This window comes from Actinoplanes sp. M2I2 (assembly GCF_023544445.1).
Taxonomy (GTDB): domain Bacteria; phylum Actinomycetota; class Actinomycetes; order Mycobacteriales; family Micromonosporaceae; genus Actinoplanes.
This window is the reverse complement of the sequence record NZ_JALPVJ010000005.1, coordinates 436,149-452,704: the sequence shown is the minus strand read 5'-3', so window position 1 is coordinate 452,704 and position 16,556 is coordinate 436,149. Positions and strand designations below refer to the sequence as shown.

Below are 16,556 nucleotides of genomic sequence, written 5' to 3'. Positions count from 1 at the left end.
TCGTCCGCTCGAACGGTGGTGGCGCCCCGGTTTCGATGAAACCGTGGCGCCACCGCTGTCTGCCCGTCCCCTCGCCCAAAAGGCTCTGAATGTTCCGCTACATCGTGCGGCGCCTGCTCCAGATGGTCCTGACCTTCTTCGGGGCCACCTTCGTCGTCTACGCGTTGATGTTCGCCAACGTCGACGACCCGTTCCAGGCCCTCGTCGGCGACCGTCCTCTCACCGACAGCCAGCGGGCCGCGCTCAATGCCCGATACCACCTCGACGACGGCTTCTTCACGCAGTACTGGCACTACGTCAAGGGCCTGCTCACCGGCGACTTCGGGATGTCGCTGACCGGCCGCCCGATCGCCGAGATGCTGGCCCAGGCCTGGCCGGTCACCGTCCGGCTGGCCCTGCTGTCGATCGTCATCGCGGCCGTGCTCGCGGTCGGTGCGGGAGTGCTCTCCGGTCTGCGGCGCGGCGGCGTGTTCGACACCGTCACGCTGGTGCTGACGCTGATCGTGCTGGCCATGCCGATCGTGGTGCTGGCCCCGCTGGCCCAGCTGATCTTCGGCATCCAGCTCGGCTGGTTCCCGCCCACCGCCACCCGCGACGCCAACCTCTACGAACTGCTGTTGCCGGCTCTCGTGCTGGGCAGCCTGGTCGTCGCGACGCAGCTGCGGGTGACCCGGTCGTCGGTCGCCGAGAATCTGCGGGCCGACTACGTCCGTACGGCTCGGGCCAAGGGTCTCGCGCCCCGCCGGGTGATCGGCGTGCACGTGCTGCGCAACTCCCTGATCCCCGTGATCACGCTGATCGGCGTCGACATCGGCGCGCTGATGTCGGGCGCGGTCGTGACCGAGGGCGTCTTCAACATCCCGGGCGTGGGCTTCAACCTGTTCCGCGGCGTCCGGACCGAGGACGGCCCGCTGGTGGTCGGCTTCGTCAGCGTCCTCGTGATCGTCTTCCTGGTGATCAACCTGATCGTCGACCTGCTCTACGCCGCCCTCGACCCCCGGATCCGCTATGAGTGACTTCACCGCCGTGTCCACCGCCGAGGCACCCGGCCCGCGCGCCGGCCGGCCGGACTCCGGCCCGCGCAGCCTGGCCGGGGACGCCTGGCGCGACCTGCGGACGAGCAAGGTCTTCTGGATCGCGGCCGTACTCGTCGTCGTGGTGCTGCTGATGGCCGCCTGGCCGTCGCTGTTCACCTCGGCCGACCCGCGCGACTGCGTGCTGGCCCGTAAGAACGCGGGGGGAAGCGGCGGCGCGCTCTTCGGGTACGACTTCCAGGGCTGCGACGTCTATGCCAAGACCGTGTACGGCGCCCGCGACTCGATCCTCGTCGGCGTCAGCGCCACCCTGATCGCCGGACTCCTCGGACTGGTCGTCGGTCTGCTGGCCGGCTACCTCGGCGGCTGGATCGACGCCCTGCTCTCCCGCCTCGTCGACGTCGTGCTGGCCATCCCGTTCATCCTCGGCGCCATCGTGCTGGCCAAGCGGCTCTCGTCGGACCCGGAGAGCAACGGCGTCCTGGCCGTGATCGTCACGCTCGGGGTGCTCGGCTGGACCACCGCGGCCCGCGTCATGCGCTCGGCCGTGATCTCGGCCAAGAACCAGGACTACGTGACCGCGGCCCGGATGCTCGGGGCCGGACCGGCCCGGCTGATGGTCCGGCACATCCTGCCCAACGCGATCAGCCCGTTCGTCGTGGTGCTGACCGTCCTGCTCGGCATCAACATCGCCGGCGAGGCCACGCTGTCCTACCTCGGCGTGGGCCTCAAGGGCGACGCGGTCAGCTGGGGCCTGGCGATCGCCGAGGCCGGACCGTACGCCCGTACCGTCGCCGCGCCGCTGGTGTGGCCGTCGGTCTTCCTGGCAGCCACCGTGCTCGCCTTCATCATGCTCGGCGACGCCATCCGCGACGCCTTCGACCCGAAACTGCGGTGAGGCGACGATGACCGACATCACGGCCCGGCTCGACGCGCTGCCCGGTCTGGACCCGCGGGCGCCGCTGCTCCAGGTGAACGATCTGCACGTCGAGTTCCGCACCCGCGACGGTGTCGCCCGCGCGGTGAACGGCGTCGACCTGTGGCTCAACCCCGGTGAGACGCTCGCCGTGGTGGGCGAGTCGGGCTGCGGCAAGTCGGTGACCGCCCAGGCGATCATGGGCATCCTCGACACCCCGCCGGCCCACGTGACCGGCGGCGAGGTGCTCTATCGGGGTGTCGACCTGCTGCGCCTGCCCGAGACCGACCGCCGCGGGGTGCGCGCCAACCGCATCGCGATGATCTTCCAGGACGCGCTCAGCGCACTGAACCCCGTCTACACCGTCGGATTCCAGCTCGCCGAGTTGTTCCGGGTCCACCGCGGCACCTCCCGCCGCGAGGCCAAGCGCCGGGCTGTGGAGCTTCTCGACCAGGTACGCATCCCGGACGCGCGCCGCCGCGTCGACGACTACCCGCACCAGTTCTCCGGTGGCATGCGGCAGCGCGTGATGATCGCGATGGCGCTCGCCCTCGACCCCGAGGTGCTGATCGCCGACGAGCCCACGACGGCTCTCGACGTGACCGTGCAGGCCCAGATCATGAGCCTGCTGGCCGAGCTTCAGCGCCAGCGCGACATGGGCCTGATCCTGATCACCCACGACATGGGCGTGGTGGCCGACGTCGCCGATCGCATCGCGGTCATGTACGCCGGCAAGGTCGTCGAGGAGGCGCCGGTCCACGACCTCTACGCCCATCCGGGACACGCGTACACCAAGGCGCTGCTCGAGTCGATTCCGCGGCTCGACTTCAAGGGGCAGCCGCTCAGCGTGATCCGCGGGCTGCCGCCGGCCCTCACCGACCTCCCGAGCGGGTGCGCCTTCCACCCGCGGTGCGCGTACGCCCGGGAGATCTGCCGGCTGGAACCGCCGCCGGCCTACCGGATCGCGCCGCAGCGGATCACCAGCTGTCACTTCGTCCGGGAGGTCCTCGGTGTCTGACGTCGTGCTCGAGACCCGGGGCCTGGTCAAGCACTTCCCGGCCCGCAGGGGCGCCGTCCGGGCGGTCGACGGTGTCGACCTGCACCTGCGCCGGGGCGAGACGCTGGGCGTGGTGGGCGAGTCCGGCTGCGGCAAGTCGACCCTGGCCAGGCTGCTGGTCGCGCTCGAGAAGCCGACCCGCGGCGAGATCCGGGTGCGGGGCGAGGACCTGACGCGGTTGAAGGGCGCGGCCCTGCGGCGCGCGCGCCGCAACATCCAGATGGTGCTGCAGGACCCGTACACGTCGCTCAACCCGCGGATGACGGTGGGCGCCATCATCGGCGAGCCGTACGACATCCATCCCGACGCCGTGCCGCGGACCGGCAAGGCCCGCGCGGTCCAGGAGTTGCTGGACATCGTCGGGCTCAACCCCGACCACCTCAACCGCTATCCCCACCAGTTCTCCGGCGGCCAGCGGCAGCGCATCGGCATCGCCCGCGCGCTGGCCCTGCGCCCCGAGATCATCGTCTGCGACGAGCCGGTGTCCGCTCTGGACGTCTCCATCCAGGCTCAGGTGATCAACTTGCTGGAAGGCCTGCAGCGCGAGCTCGGGCTCTCGTACGTCTTCATCGCGCACGACCTGTCGGTGGTCCGCCACATCTCCGACCGGGTGGCCGTCATGTACCTGGGCAAGATCGTCGAGACCGGCGACCACGCGGCGATCTACGAGCAGCCCACGCACCCGTACACGCAGGCGCTGCTCTCGGCGGTCCCGGTGCCCGACCCCCGCCTGCGGGGCCGGCGCGACCACATCATGCTCGAGGGCGAGGTGCCTTCGCCGGCCGATCCGCCGTCGGGTTGCCGCTTTCGTACGCGGTGCTGGAAGGCCCAGCCGGCCTGTGCCGACCACGAGCCGCTGCTCGAGATCCGGCAGCGCTCGCCACACCCCAGCGCCTGCCACTTCGCCGAGATCCGCGACGTCATGCGCCGCTTCTGACCCTCCACACCTGACTCTCCACACTCGACGGGAAGCGACACGACCCGGCCCGGGTGGGAGACTCGCGGCCATGCTGCGACCGTCGTCCCGCCTCAGTTACGCCGACGCCGTGCACCTGCTGGGCGCGGGGGAGAGCACGTTCCTCGCGTTCCTGGGACGGCTCGCCGGCGCGCCGGCGGCCGTGGCGGCGACGGCCACGCTGAGTTCGGTCGACCTCCTAGCTGTCCGCAACGAGATTGTCGAGTGGGGACAGTCGGTCACCCGGTCCCTGCGGGAACGCCGAGCGGGCCTGAGCCGGTTCGATCGCACCGAGCGGCTCACCGCGGCCCACGCCGTCCTGGTGGTCAGCTCGTTCTTCGAGGCCCTGGGTGACGCGGCCCGCGAGGTCACGCTGGCCGAGCAGGTCGCGATCGCCGCCCGTTCGTGGTCCGAGTCCGATCGATCCGGGGTGATCTCGCTGCTGGCGGGAGCCGCCCTGCCGATGCCGTCGGCGGCCGCGCCGACGGAAGCCCTTCATCAGGACCTGCGGGCCTATTACGTGACGCTCGCGGGTCACACGTCGAGCTTCCTCGCCGGTCTGATCGCGGCCGCGCCGGATCCTCCCGCTCCGCCGGAGGTCGCGGACCTGGCTCTCCGCCGCTATCTCATCGGCTATCGGTCCCTCGCGGCCGAGGTGCCCGAGTTCGCGATCTGGGCGGCCATGACCGAGGCCGCGGCCGGCCGGGCCGAGACCCGCCGGGTCGGCGACGACCTGGCCACCGGCCTGGCCGAGATCCGGTCGATGCTCGGCGGGCTGACCGGCGCCGCGCGGACGTGCCGCACCGACCTGGCCGACCAGTACCGCAAGGAGCTGAGCCGGCCCATCGTGGACGTCGGGGACCTGCCGGACGACCTCCGGCTGCCGCCGACCGCCGACCTCTACATCAATCCGCGGGCCCGGGTACGGCGCGCGGAGCCCGCGGCCGTCATCGCCGCCGAGTCCTGGTGGGACGAAGCGGTCGCGGTCACCGACATCCAGTCGTTGCTGGCCGGCCACCTCACGTCCCCGGACGCGACCCGGGCGCCGTTGATCGTGCTCGGCCAACCGGGCTCCGGCAAGTCGCTGCTGACCCGTGTGCTGGCCGCCGTCCTGCCGCCCGAGGAGTTCCTGGCCGTCCGGGTCGAGTTGCGGACGGTGGCGGCCGACGCCCCGATCCAGGATCAGATCGAGTCGGCCGTCCACGACACGATCGGCGAGCGTCCGGGGTGGCCCGAGCTGGTTCGCTCGGCCGGTGACGCGCTTCCCGTCGTCCTGCTGGACGGCCTCGACGAACTGCTCCAGGCCTCCGGGGCCGACCGGGCCGACTACCTGGAACAGGTCCGCGACTTCCAGCGACGCGAGGCGGACCGGAACCGCCCGGTCGCTGTCCTGGTCACGTCGCGGGTCGTGGTGGCCGATCGGGTCCGGGTGCCGCACGGCAGCGTCGTGCTGCGCCTCGATCCGTTCGACGACGAGCAGATCGGTGCCTGGCTGGGCGTCTGGCGCGCGACCAACACCGCGGGACTCGCCGCCCGGTCGCTGCGGCCGCTCACGGCCGAGGTGGCTCTGCGCTTTCGCGAACTGGCCGAGCAGCCTCTCCTGCTCCTGATGTTGGCCGTCCACGACTCCTGGGACAACGCCCTGCTCGACGCCACCGGTCACCTCGAGCGCACCGACCTGTACGAGCGGCTCTTCACCGACTTCGCCCGGCGCGAACTGTCCCGGCGGGAGCCCGCGGCGCCGATCGACGAGCCCGCCGTCGCCCGCGAGTTGCGCCGTCTGGAGTTCGTGGCGATCGCCCTGTTCGTCCGCGGCGCTCAGGTCGTGACCGAGCACGAGCTGGATGCCGACCTGCGAGACCTGCTCAGCGACGACCGGGTCGACCGGCCCGGCCACGACCGCCCGCTGAGCGCCGCGCAGCTGCTCGTCGGCCGCTTCTTCTTCCTGCACGAGTCCCGGGCCCGGGAAGGCGTCGATCAGCCCCGGCGCAGTTTCGAGTTCCTCCACGCCACGTTCGGCGAGTTCCTGGTGGCCCGGTTGGTGGTGACGACCCTGATCGACCTGGCCGGGGAGCGGGCGCATCAGGCCCGGCGGCCCCGCCCGAGCCCGGTCGACGCGGGCCCGCTCGCCGCCTGGCTGTCGTCCGCCGTTCTCGCCGGGCGTGGTCCGATCATCGAGTTCGGGCGGCGGATGCTCGGACGGCTCCCGGCCGACACCCGGAAACACTGCGACGCGCTGCTCCGCGATCTGGTGCGGGTCGCCGATTCCCCGCCACCGACCTGGTCGCTGGCTTCCTACCAGCCGGTTCCCCGTACGGCGGCCGAGCGCGAAGCGGCCTTCAGCGCCAACCTGGTCACGCTGATCGTGATGCTGGCCGACGGTGGCGTCGACGTCGATTCACTGGGCCTGCGATGGCGTGCGCAGGCCCTCCTGTGGGAGAGCCGCCTGCCTTCGCACGCCTGGAGAAGCCTGTGGGCCGTCCTGCGCATCTCGGTGGATCCCGGGGACGAGCGGGCGACGCTGACGCTGGAGGACCAGCCGACCGTCAGCCTGAGGCACTCGATGCCGTGGGGACTGCCGGCTCCGGACGACGCCCCCTGGGGTTCCCATCGTCTGTTCCGGGACGTCGTCGTGCCCTCGGCCAGTCTCGACGGCGAGTGGCTGCGGGAAGCCGCGTTCCGCCGCGACTCCGGCCTGACGCTGGTGCTGGCCCACAGCGCGGCGCCCTTCTGGCGGGCGATCGGCCCGCCGTACGGGTCGATCGTCGACGCCTCGTCGCTCGGCTCCGACCTCGAGGTGCTGCTCGAGCTGGTGCTCGCGTCGCGCGGCGCCGGCGGCGCCCGGCATCTTTCGATGGTCTACCTCGCCGCTCTGCACACGTTCCGGTTCGCCGATCCGGGGACGGAGGTCGTCCTGCGCATGCTGGAGGACGACGCCCGGCGCATCGATACCCGCACGGTGCTCAACGTGCTGCTCGACGCCGTGCACCAGAGCCAGGCGGAGACTCGTCGCTACCTGACCGAGCACGCCGACAAGCCGGCGCGGATCCTGGCCGTCTGTCACAGCCGCAACGGCGACCCGGAGCTGATCCGTGCCGTCTACGACCGCATCGGCGGGCATCTCCGGGTGCGTCCGGGCGAGCAGGCCTTCCGCGAGTTGCTACGCCAGGAGTTCGAAATCGTGGGCGTGGCCTTCCCCGAGGACCTCTTCACCTGAGACAGCGCCGCGCAGTCCACTCGAGGCGGCGCGGGTCCGCCCGGGCCTGCGCCGCGGGGTCAGGCGCGGGTGCTCGGCGGGGCAGGCCTCAGAGGGGGCCGCGGCCCGCCCGCAGGATCATCAGGGCCACCTGGGCGCCGTCGGGGCCCAGCGCCTCGCGGAAACGCTCGACGATCTCGCGCTCGCGGGAGAGCACCAGGCGCGTACCGCCGCTGGCCATCCGGGTCCGGCCGACCGTCTGGGAGAGGCGGGCCCGCTCCAGCCACAGGTCGATGATCTGCTGGTCGATCTCGTCGATGCGCTCGCGCATCGCCCGGATCTCGTCGGCGGCCAGGGGCTCGCCCGCGCCGGTGTTCTGGTCCATCACGTCGGCGGTCATGTCGTGCTCCTCGGGTGCTTGCGCCCCGGTCGACCCGGCCCGGGCAGCATCAAGCCCCGGGCTGGGAAGCCCGGGGCTTGATGTAGGTCTGTCGTTCAGACGCGGCCTACGGTCGCCGGACTACCGGTGCCGTAGTAAAAAATCGCGCCTGCTGGATCACGTTGCCGAGTATGCCCCCGCTCCGAACGGCTACGCAAGGAAACCGCCCGAAGCGTGGGACACGTTCACCGGCCGGAGCGCTGAGCCAATGTTCCGCACGGAAGGGACCGGGCGCGCCCGGCCCGGCACGCCGGGGTACGGCGGCCCCGGGCCTGGACGCGCGGGGACGGTCAGGCCACGGTGGCGATGCGGTCGGCCGGGCCGGGAGCGACCGGCGCGCCGGCGCCGAGGTAGGCCACCAGGGCGTCGATGTCGAACCCGGGCGCGGTGACGCGACCGGTGCCGGCGGTCAGCGCCGAGAAGCCGTCGCCGCCGTTGGCCAGGAAGTCGTTGGTCGTGACCTGGTATGACGCGGCCGGGTCGATCGGGGCGCCGTTCAGCGCCAGGTTCGAGATCTTGGAGCCGAGCGGGGCCGAGGCGCTCCACGTGTAGGTGAAGCCGGCCGACACCTGCAGGATCTTGGTCGTCGTCTGGCCGTTGTAGCCCCGGAACTGCTGCTCCAGTGCCTCCTTGAGCTGCGCGCCGGTGAACGTCTGCGTGACCACGAGGTTGTTGAACGGCTGCACGGTGAACGCCTCGCCATAGGTGATCTCGCCGCTCGTCTCCCCGCCGCCCGAGGCCTCGGCGTCGAAGTCGGCCCGGATGCCGCCCGGGTTCATCAGCGCGATCTGCGCGCCCGCGCCGGTGGTGCGGGCCAGCTGAGCATCCGCGATCACGTCGCCGAGCGGGCTCTCCCCGGCCGGCGTCGCGGTGCGGGTGATGTCCGCCGTGATGCGGCCGACGACCCGGTTGGCGATGGGGGCGACCGCCGTCCGGTACTTGTCGGCGATCTTCTTGGCGTCGGCGTCGACCGTGGCCGGGTTCTTGAGGTAGACGCCGTTGCCGTCGCGCTGCCAGCCGCCGGCGCCGTCGGGCACGCCGTTCTCGACGATCACGTTCCTGGCCGTGATGTCGGCGAAGCGGCCGGTGCGCCGGTCGACCGACCAGTCGATGTCGGTCACCAGCTGGCCGTTCGTGCCGGCACTGGTGACCACGGACGTGCCCTTCCGGTTGGGCAGCTCGCAGGAGTAGAACCGGTGCGTGTGCCCGGAGACGACCAGCCCGAACTCGGGGTTGAGCCCCGCGACGATCGGCACGATCGGACCGGTGAATCCGTCGCAGTCGCTCACCCCGGGCGTCGGCGTGGCCGTGGCCTGGGAGCCGCCCTCGTGCACGAGCAGCACCTGGGCCTTGACGCCGAGCAGCTTGAGCACGTTGCCCCACTTGTTGGCCGTCTCGACCTCGTCGGCGAAGCGCACGGTCCCGATGCCGGCCGGGTTGACGATGCCGGCCGTGCCCTCGAGCGTCAGGCCGACGAAGCCGACCGGGACGCCGTTGACGAGCTTGATGTCGATCGGCGGCAGGATCGGCAGACCGGTCTTCTTGGTGACCGTGTTGGCCGCGAGGTAGGTGAATTTGGCCCCGCCGAAGCCGTCGCCGTCCTGGCAGCCGTCGGTCGGGTGGCAGCCACCGCGCTGCATGCGGATCAGCTCGTCGACGCCCTCGTCGAACTCGTGGTTGCCGACCGAGCTCACCTGCAGGCCGATCCGGTTCATCAGCTCGATCGTCGGCTCGTCGTGGAACGCGGCGCTGACCAGCGGGGTCGCCCCGATGAGGTCGCCGGCGCCGACGGTGACGGTCGGGCGGCCGTCGGCCCGGCCCTCGGCGCGCAGCCTCTTCAGGTAGGTCGCCAGGTATTCCACACCGCCGGCGGGGGTGGCGGCGCCGGCCGCGTTGACCACCGCGCCGCTGCCGCTGGGCGGGTCGATCGCGCCGTGGAAGTCGTTGTAGCTCAGGAACTGGCCCTTGACGGTCGCGTCCTCGGGCAGCCCGGAGCTGACGCCGGCCGGTCGGAACTCGGGTGGTGCGGCCGCCGCGGGCCGGCTGGAGCCGGTGGCCGGCGACAACGCCGCGATCATGGCCAGGGCCGCGACCGGTGCGGCGAGATGACGCAGCACGGCTCGGCCGCGAGAACGGGGACTGTCCATGGTCGATCTCCCGATCGGGTGATGGTGGGTCGACGACAGACTGCGGCATCGACGTCGATGATCGCCACCGCCTGTGGACAAGATGTGGATATCGACGGGCCGGCTGACGGGCGCTGTGCGGCCGGGGATTCTTGTCGGGGGGTCGGCATAGACTTGCGCCCGCGATGCGACCTACTTCTGAAACCCCCGACGGCGCCCTGTTCGCCATGCCGGCCACGCGGCCGGCCACGATGCCGGCGACGCGCGAGCCCGCCGAGCCGCCGAGGAAGCGGAGACCCGATCCGGAGTCCCTGCTGACCGGCCTCAACGGCCCCCAGCGCGACGCCGTCACCCACGCCGGTTCGCCGCTGCTCATCGTGGCCGGCGCCGGCTCGGGCAAGACGCGGGTCCTCACCCATCGCATCGCCTACCTGCTCGCCGAGCGCGACGTGCACCCCGGTCAGATCATCGCGATCACGTTCACCAACAAGGCCGCCGGCGAGATGAAGGAGCGGGTCGCCCACCTCGTCGGCCCCCGCGCCCGGCTGATGTGGGTGTCGACCTTCCACTCGGCCTGCGTGCGCATCCTGCGGGCCGAGCACGAGCACGCCGGCCTCAAGAGCACCTTCTCGATCTACGACGCCGACGACTCGCGCCGTCTGATGACGCTGGTGATCCGCGAGCTCGACCTCGACCCGAAGCGTTACTCGGCGCGCAGCCTGGCCGCCCAGGTGTCCAACCTGAAGAACGAGCTGGTCGAGCCCGAGGAGTTCAAGGACAAGGCCAAGGGGCCCAACGAGCGGGCCGTCGCCGAGGCGTACGAGCTTTATCAGCGCCGCCTCCGCGAGGCGCACGCGCTCGACTTCGACGACATCATCATGAGCACGGTCCACCTCTTCCAGTCGCATCCGCACGTCGCCGAGGCCTATCGTCGCCGGTTCCGGCACGTCATGGTCGACGAATACCAGGACACCAACCACGCGCAGTACATGCTGGTCAAGGAGCTGGTGGGCACCCGCGGCGGAGAGGTCGAGCCGGCCGAGCTGTGCGTGGTGGGGGACGCCGACCAGTCGATCTACGCCTTCCGCGGCGCCACGATCCGCAACATCCTCGAGTTCGAGCGCGACTACCCCGACGCCCGCACCATCCTGCTCGAGCAGAACTACCGCTCGACCCAGACGATCCTCTCCGCGGCCAACGCGGTGATCGACCGCAACACCTCGCGCAAGCCCAAGCGGCTCTGGAGCGACCAGGGCGCCGGCGAGCAGATCGTCGGCTACGTGGCCGACACCGAGCACGCCGAGGCCGACTGGGTGGCCCGCGAGATCGACCGGCTGGGCGACCGGGAGGGCGTGCGCCCCGGTGACGTGGCTGTCTTCTACCGCACCAACGCGCAGTCCCGCGTATTCGAAGAGGTGTTCATCCGGGTCGGCCTGCCCTACAAGGTGGTCGGCGGCGTCCGGTTCTACGAGCGCAAAGAGGTCCGGGACGCGCTGGCCTACCTGCGCGCCGTGGTCAACGACGACGACACGGTGAGCATCCGCCGCGTGCTCAACACCCCCAAGCGCGGCATCGGCGACCGGGCCGAGGCCTGCGTCGAGGCCCTGTCGAACCGTGACCGCATCTCGTTCGGCCAGGCCCTGCGTCGCGTTCGGGAGGCGCCCGGCATCTCCACCCGGGCGGCCAACAGCATCACCGACTTCGTCCAGCTCCTCGACGACCTGCGCGAGCTGTCCACCACCGCGCCTCCCGAGGAGGTGCTCGAGGTGGCGCTGCAGCGTTCCGGTCTGCTGTCCGAGCTGGAGGAGAGCCTCGACCCGCAGGATCAGGGCCGGGTGGAAAACCTGCAGGAGCTCGTCAGCGTCGCCCGCGAGTACACCGAGCGCGTCGAGGCGCAGGCCGACGAGGACGACGAGGCTCCGGCCGCGACCCTGGCCGGCTTCCTCGAGCAGGTCGCTCTGGTGGCCGACGCCGACCAGCTGCCCAACGACGACCCCGACCATCAGGGCGTGGTCACGTTGATGACCCTGCACACGGCCAAGGGCCTCGAGTTCCCGGTCGTCTTCCTGACCGGTCTGGAGGACGGCGTCTTCCCGCACACCCGCGCGCTCGGCGACAACAACGAGCTCGAGGAGGAACGCCGGCTCGCCTACGTGGGCATCACCCGGGCCCGCCAACGGCTCTATCTCTCCCGCGCGGTGACCCGGGGCGCGTGGGGCCAGCCGCAGTACAACCCACCGTCCCGCTTCACCGACGAGCTCCCGCCCGAGCTGGTCCGCTGGGAGCGGACCGCCGGCTCCTACACCTCCTGGTCGGGCACCGGCGGCGGCGTGGGTGGTCGCGGTGGGGGAGACCGCTCCCGCGGCGGCGGCTTCTCCGGCGGTACGCCCAAGGCGCAGCAGCTGGCCGGCCGGCTCGGCATCGACGCGAGCAAGCTGTCGACCGCCAGCGAGTTGCGTCAGGCACCCAAGGTGTCGGCCGGCGACCGCGTCAACCACCAGCGTTACGGTCTCGGCCGGGTCGTCACCGTCGAGGGCCACGGCCCCGGCGCCCGCGCTCAGATCGACTTCGGCGACCAGGTGATGTGGCTGGTCCTGCGGCACGCCCCGATCGAGAAGATCTGAGCGAGCCGCGGGTCAGCCCGCGACCGCCTCGCAGCCGGCCAGCGCGACGCCGTGCTCGTGCAGCCAGCGCACCGGCTCGATGGGATTCTTGTAGTGACCCTGATGCACCTCGAAGTGCAGGTGCGGGCCGGTCGAGTGCCCGGTCGAGCCCTCGTCGCCGATCTGCTCCCCGGCCTCGACCCGCTGACCGACCTGGACGGCGATCGCAGACATGTGCCCGTAGTGGGTGAGGTAGCCGTTGCCGTGGTCGATCAGCACCGCGTTGCCGTAACCCTGGGCCGCTCCGGCCCGGACGACGACGCCGTCGCCCGCCGACAGGATCGGTGAGCCGTCCGGCCCCGCGATGTCGACGCCCGCGTGCAGCCGCCCCCAGCGCTGGCCGTAACACGAGGTCACGCGTCCGCTCGGGTTCGGGTTGACCCACGCCGTCCCGGTCTTCTTCTCGACCTTGGCCTCGGCCGCCAGCACGACCCGGGTCTTGAGCTTGAGCGGGGCGGCGGAGACTGCTCCGGCGGCGGGAGGCTTCCAGGGGCCGGTCGGCACTGGCACGGCGGCGTCGGGCTCGGGCGCTGGTGCAGCCGTGACGACGGCGACCGGCGCGGCCTGCTTGTCGGCTGCGGCGGCCGCCGTTCCCCCGGCCACGCCGGTCACCAGGGCGGTGCCCAGGGTCGCCGTCAGCAGCACCGTGCGGCCCCGGTCGGACGCGAGGGGCGCCAGCGGGGACGTGCGCGGCGCTCGGTGCCGGCCGGCCTGCTCCCGGCGGTGACGCCCGGCGGAACGGGTCTCGGTTCGAGATGCCAACGCGGTACGACCTCCCCAGCAGAACGAATCACCGACATCTGCCTGTCGGCCCGTCTGTGGAGGTCGTGAAGGAGGTGTGCCGGGATTCACCCGACTTGCAACCGAGCACCGATGTCCGGAACCACTCGATCGGGGGCGATTCGACCGTTTACCCAGGGGTATCCCGCTGCCAGGTCACCGGAAAGCCGCCGCTGAGCGGCCGCGGAGCTGGAGGGAAGTCGTGAACCGGAAGCGGGATCAGGAAGCGGCGGCCATGCCGGCGTAGACCGACTCGACCTGGAGCTTGATGTCGACGCCACGCTGGCGCAGGAACGGGATCGGGTCGGTGGGCGCGCCGTCGACGTGGATCTCGAGGTGCAGGTGGGTGCCGTAGGAGGCGCCCGTGTTGCCGACCTGACCGATGACCTGGCCGGCCTTGACGACGTCGCCCTTCTTGACGAGGACGCGGCGCGAGTGGGCGTAGATGACCTCGTTGCCCTCGTCGTCCTGCACCGTGATCGCGTAGCCGTAGGCGCCGAAGTAGCCCGCCTGGGTGACCTTGCCCGCGTGGATCGACTTGAACGGCAGGCCCTCGGGGGCGGCCAGGTCGATGCCGGCGTGCAGCTTGCCCCAGCGCATGCCGTAGGGCGACGTGTACGTGTATTCCTCGAGGGGGAGCAGCCAGACGTCGGCCTCGGCCTCTTCGGCGCTCACCTTGGTCTTGGCGGCCGACTCGCGGCTCTCGCCACGGGAGGCGGCGCCGGTGTCGGCGTCACGCTCGGCCAGCGCCTGGGCTGCCACCTGGTTGCCGCCCAGGCCTTCGAGGGCCTGGGGGTCGACCTGCTTGGCGTCGGGCATGTTGGAGGCGCCCAGCGCGACGATGCCCGCTCCGACGAAGGCGGACGTGACGGCGACGGCGTAGCGGCTGCGCGGAGGGGTGGGTACGCGGCGGCGACCGCGATAACGATCGGGCTCAGACGACAAGCGCTGGCGCACGAACAACCCTCCGTCGGTGACAAATGTGCGGGGAACCCGAGGCCGAACTATCGGTGAATCGGGAACGGTCCGCGCTGTCAGATCAGTGCTAACCGGTTGACAGCCGGGAGCCACGGTAGCCAAACGGCTGCCGGGTCACAAGTCGCAGCGCCAAATCGCTGACAGTTCCCGGTCCGCATTGCGGAGTTAATGTCCGAATTGGCGGCCTTTAGGGAAGAAGTGTTCGCGCACGCGGAGTAATGGCTCTTAAAACAGATAGTGAGGTGACGCAGAATACATTTTCGGTGACGGCAGGTGATCAGGCGATCGGGGCGGCGGCTACCTCGCGGAGGCTCGGCAGGTTACCGTTCGTTCAGGTGACAACGCGGTCAGTGGCTCGGAGGGTCAGGATGCAAGCACGGATCAGGGTGGTCGTCGCGAAGCCGGGGCTGGACGGGCACGACCGCGGGGCCAAGGTGGTGGCCCGGGCGCTGCGCGATGCCGGTATGGAGGTCGTCTACACCGGCCTGCACCAGACGCCGGAGCAGATCGTGGAGACCGCCGTCCAGGAGGACGCGAACGCCATCGGATTGTCCGTTCTGTCCGGAGCGCACATGACATTGTTCCGCCGGGTGATCGAGCTGCTCGCGGCCCGTGACGCGGCTGACATCGTCGTATTCGGCGGCGGCATCATCCCGGCCGACGACATCGCCGAATTGGAGAAACTCGGCGTCGCCCGCATATTCACACCCGGCGCCACTACCGCATCCATCATCGAATGGGTGCGCGCCAATGTCGCATCGCCGGTGGCCTGACCCGGTTGCCGGCGTGAACGCCGGTCAGCATACCGGCGAGTGACCCTCGGCAATTGACCGGGGACCATGAGTAAGGCGACGCGGGCAAGGGGAGAGGCCGGACGCACCCCTCACACGTCCGGCCCCTCCATGCACGATGCCCCGCCGCCACCCCTCGACCGACAGGGCATCGGCCGCCTGCGTGCCGGTCCGCCTCGGCGGTCCGACATCACTCTCAACGACGTCCCTGTTCCGGGGTTACGGCCCTTTTCCCCGGGAACTCGAGTGCCCCCGGTGTGCGGTCTTGCACACCGTGCACCCGCGCCTCCGGAGCAGTGGTCCCGGTCGCTAGTCTGCGAATGACGGCCCGCAGGGCCGGACATTCTTCACGCCGGCGACGCCAGCAAGGCCGCCGCGCACACAGGTCGGGACGCATCGGTGCGGCTTGCCGGCGGTTGGCGTCGCGAGCGAAAGGAGACACGTGGACCTGTTCGAATATCAGGGGCGCGACCTCTTCGAACGGCACGGGCTGCCCGTGCTGGGCGGTGGCGTTGCCGAGACCCCGCAGGAGGCCCGGGCCATCGCCGAGCGGCTCGGCGGCAAGGTCGTCGTCAAGGCTCAGGTCAAGGTCGGCGGCCGGGGCAAGGCGGGCGGCGTCAAGCTGGCCGACGGCGCGGACGAGGCCGAGGCCCGCGCCACCGACATCCTGGGCATGGACATCAAGGGCCACACGGTCCACAAGGTGATGCTGGCCGAGACGGCCGACATCAAGGAGGAGTACTACTTCTCCTACCTGCTCGACCGGGCCAACCGTACGTTCCTGTGCATCGCCAGCGTCGCCGGCGGCATGGAGATCGAGACGGTCGCCGAGGAGCAGCCGGACCGGGTCGCCAAGATCGCCATCGACGCGAGCAAGGGCGTGGACGAGGCGAAGGCCCGCGAGATCGTCGCCGCGGCGCAGTACCCGGCCGAGGTCGCCGACCAGATCGTCGACATCGCGGTGAAGCTGTGGCAGGCCTTCGTGGCCGAGGACGCCACGCTCGTCGAGGTCAACCCGCTGGCCAAGGTCGGTGACGGCCGGGTGCTCCTGCTCGACGCCAAGATCACTCTGGACGAGAACGCGGGGTTCCGGCACCCCGATCACGAGGCGCTGGTCGACCAGTCCGCGGTGGACCCGCTGGAGCAGGCGGCCAAGGCCAAGAACCTCAACTACGTCAAGCTGGACGGCGAGGTCGGCATCATCGGCAACGGCGCCGGCCTGGTCATGTCCACTCTCGACGTGGTCGCCTACGCCGGTGAGCAGCACGGCGACGTCAAGCCGGCCAACTTCCTGGACATCGGCGGCGGCGCCAGCGCCCAGGTGATGGCCAACGGCCTCGAGATCGTGCTCGGCGACCCGGCCGTGAAGTCGGTCTTCGTCAACGTCTTCGGCGGCATCACCGCCTGCGACGAGGTCGCCAACGGCATCATCCAGGCCCTGGCCCTGCTGACCGAGCGCGGCGAGACGGTGACCAAGCCGCTCGTGGTGCGTCTGGACGGCAACAACGCCGAGGCCGGCCGGGCCATTCTCGACGGCGCGAACAACCCGCTGGTCGAGCGGGTGGACACGATGGATGGAGCGGCCGCGCGGGCCGCCGAGCTTGCGGCTGCGGGGAAGTAA

At 71.0% G+C, this 16,556-nt stretch carries 12 protein-coding genes; 8 read left to right on the top strand and 4 right to left on the bottom strand.

Annotated features, from left to right (window positions below; genetic code table 11):
- Window positions 1-89: 89 nt before the first annotated feature.
- From HJC40_RS13065 to HJC40_RS13045, 5 genes are all read left to right on the top strand, one after another.
- Window positions 90-1,016, top strand: a complete 927-nt coding sequence (locus tag HJC40_RS13065) for an ABC transporter permease (RefSeq protein WP_250001222.1) — start codon at window positions 90-92, stop codon at window positions 1,014-1,016.
- Window positions 1,009-1,932, top strand: coding sequence for an ABC transporter permease (locus tag HJC40_RS13060; RefSeq protein ID WP_250001220.1), 924 nt, complete (start codon window positions 1,009-1,011; stop codon window positions 1,930-1,932). The genes HJC40_RS13065 and HJC40_RS13060 overlap by 8 nt, the downstream gene beginning before the upstream one ends.
- A 7-nt stretch (window positions 1,933-1,939) precedes the next feature.
- A complete protein-coding gene (locus HJC40_RS13055; RefSeq protein WP_250001218.1) occupies window positions 1,940-2,968 on the top strand; it encodes an ABC transporter ATP-binding protein in 1,029 nt (342 codons plus the stop codon).
- On the top strand, window positions 2,961-3,944 hold the full coding sequence (locus HJC40_RS13050; RefSeq protein ID WP_250001216.1) for a dipeptide ABC transporter ATP-binding protein: 984 nt from the start codon (window positions 2,961-2,963) through the stop codon (window positions 3,942-3,944). Before HJC40_RS13055 ends, HJC40_RS13050 begins: the two co-directional genes overlap by 8 nt.
- 70 nt (window positions 3,945-4,014) lie before the next feature.
- The gene (locus HJC40_RS13045; protein ID WP_250001215.1) at window positions 4,015-7,179 is read left to right on the top strand and encodes an NACHT domain-containing NTPase; all 3,165 of its coding nucleotides are present in this window, start codon (window positions 4,015-4,017) and stop codon (window positions 7,177-7,179) included.
- A gap of 88 nt (window positions 7,180-7,267) precedes the next feature.
- On the opposite strand, the gene HJC40_RS13040 is transcribed toward HJC40_RS13045, so the two are convergent.
- The gene (locus HJC40_RS13040) at window positions 7,268-7,558 is read right to left on the bottom strand and encodes a chorismate mutase (protein WP_250001214.1); all 291 of its coding nucleotides are present in this window, start codon (window positions 7,556-7,558) and stop codon (window positions 7,268-7,270) included.
- A gap of 329 nt (window positions 7,559-7,887) precedes the next feature.
- Complete coding sequence (locus tag HJC40_RS13035) at window positions 7,888-9,744, bottom strand: bifunctional UDP-sugar hydrolase/5'-nucleotidase (protein ID WP_250001212.1); 1,857 nt, start codon at window positions 9,742-9,744, stop codon at window positions 7,888-7,890.
- A 164-nt stretch (window positions 9,745-9,908) separates the two neighbouring features.
- Between HJC40_RS13035 and pcrA the strand changes: the two genes are divergently transcribed.
- Window positions 9,909-12,347: a DNA helicase PcrA gene (pcrA, locus tag HJC40_RS13030; RefSeq protein ID WP_374271678.1), complete on the top strand. Its 2,439-nt coding sequence runs from the start codon at window positions 9,909-9,911 to the stop codon at window positions 12,345-12,347.
- Between the two features lie 12 nt (window positions 12,348-12,359).
- On the opposite strand, the gene HJC40_RS13025 is transcribed toward pcrA, so the two are convergent.
- Both HJC40_RS13025 and HJC40_RS13020 read right to left on the bottom strand, forming a co-directional pair.
- The gene (locus tag HJC40_RS13025; RefSeq protein WP_250001211.1) at window positions 12,360-13,148 is read right to left on the bottom strand and encodes a M23 family metallopeptidase; all 789 of its coding nucleotides are present in this window, start codon (window positions 13,146-13,148) and stop codon (window positions 12,360-12,362) included.
- A gap of 237 nt (window positions 13,149-13,385) precedes the next feature.
- Complete coding sequence (locus HJC40_RS13020; protein ID WP_250001209.1) at window positions 13,386-14,123, bottom strand: M23 family metallopeptidase; 738 nt, start codon at window positions 14,121-14,123, stop codon at window positions 13,386-13,388.
- A 389-nt stretch (window positions 14,124-14,512) separates the two neighbouring features.
- Here HJC40_RS13020 and HJC40_RS13015 point away from each other — a divergent pair, with 389 nt between their 5' ends.
- The gene (locus HJC40_RS13015; protein ID WP_250001207.1) at window positions 14,513-14,917 is read left to right on the top strand and encodes a cobalamin B12-binding domain-containing protein; all 405 of its coding nucleotides are present in this window, start codon (window positions 14,513-14,515) and stop codon (window positions 14,915-14,917) included.
- A gap of 460 nt (window positions 14,918-15,377) precedes the next feature.
- The gene (gene sucC / locus HJC40_RS13010; RefSeq protein ID WP_250001206.1) at window positions 15,378-16,556 is read left to right on the top strand and encodes an ADP-forming succinate--CoA ligase subunit beta; all 1,179 of its coding nucleotides are present in this window, start codon (window positions 15,378-15,380) and stop codon (window positions 16,554-16,556) included.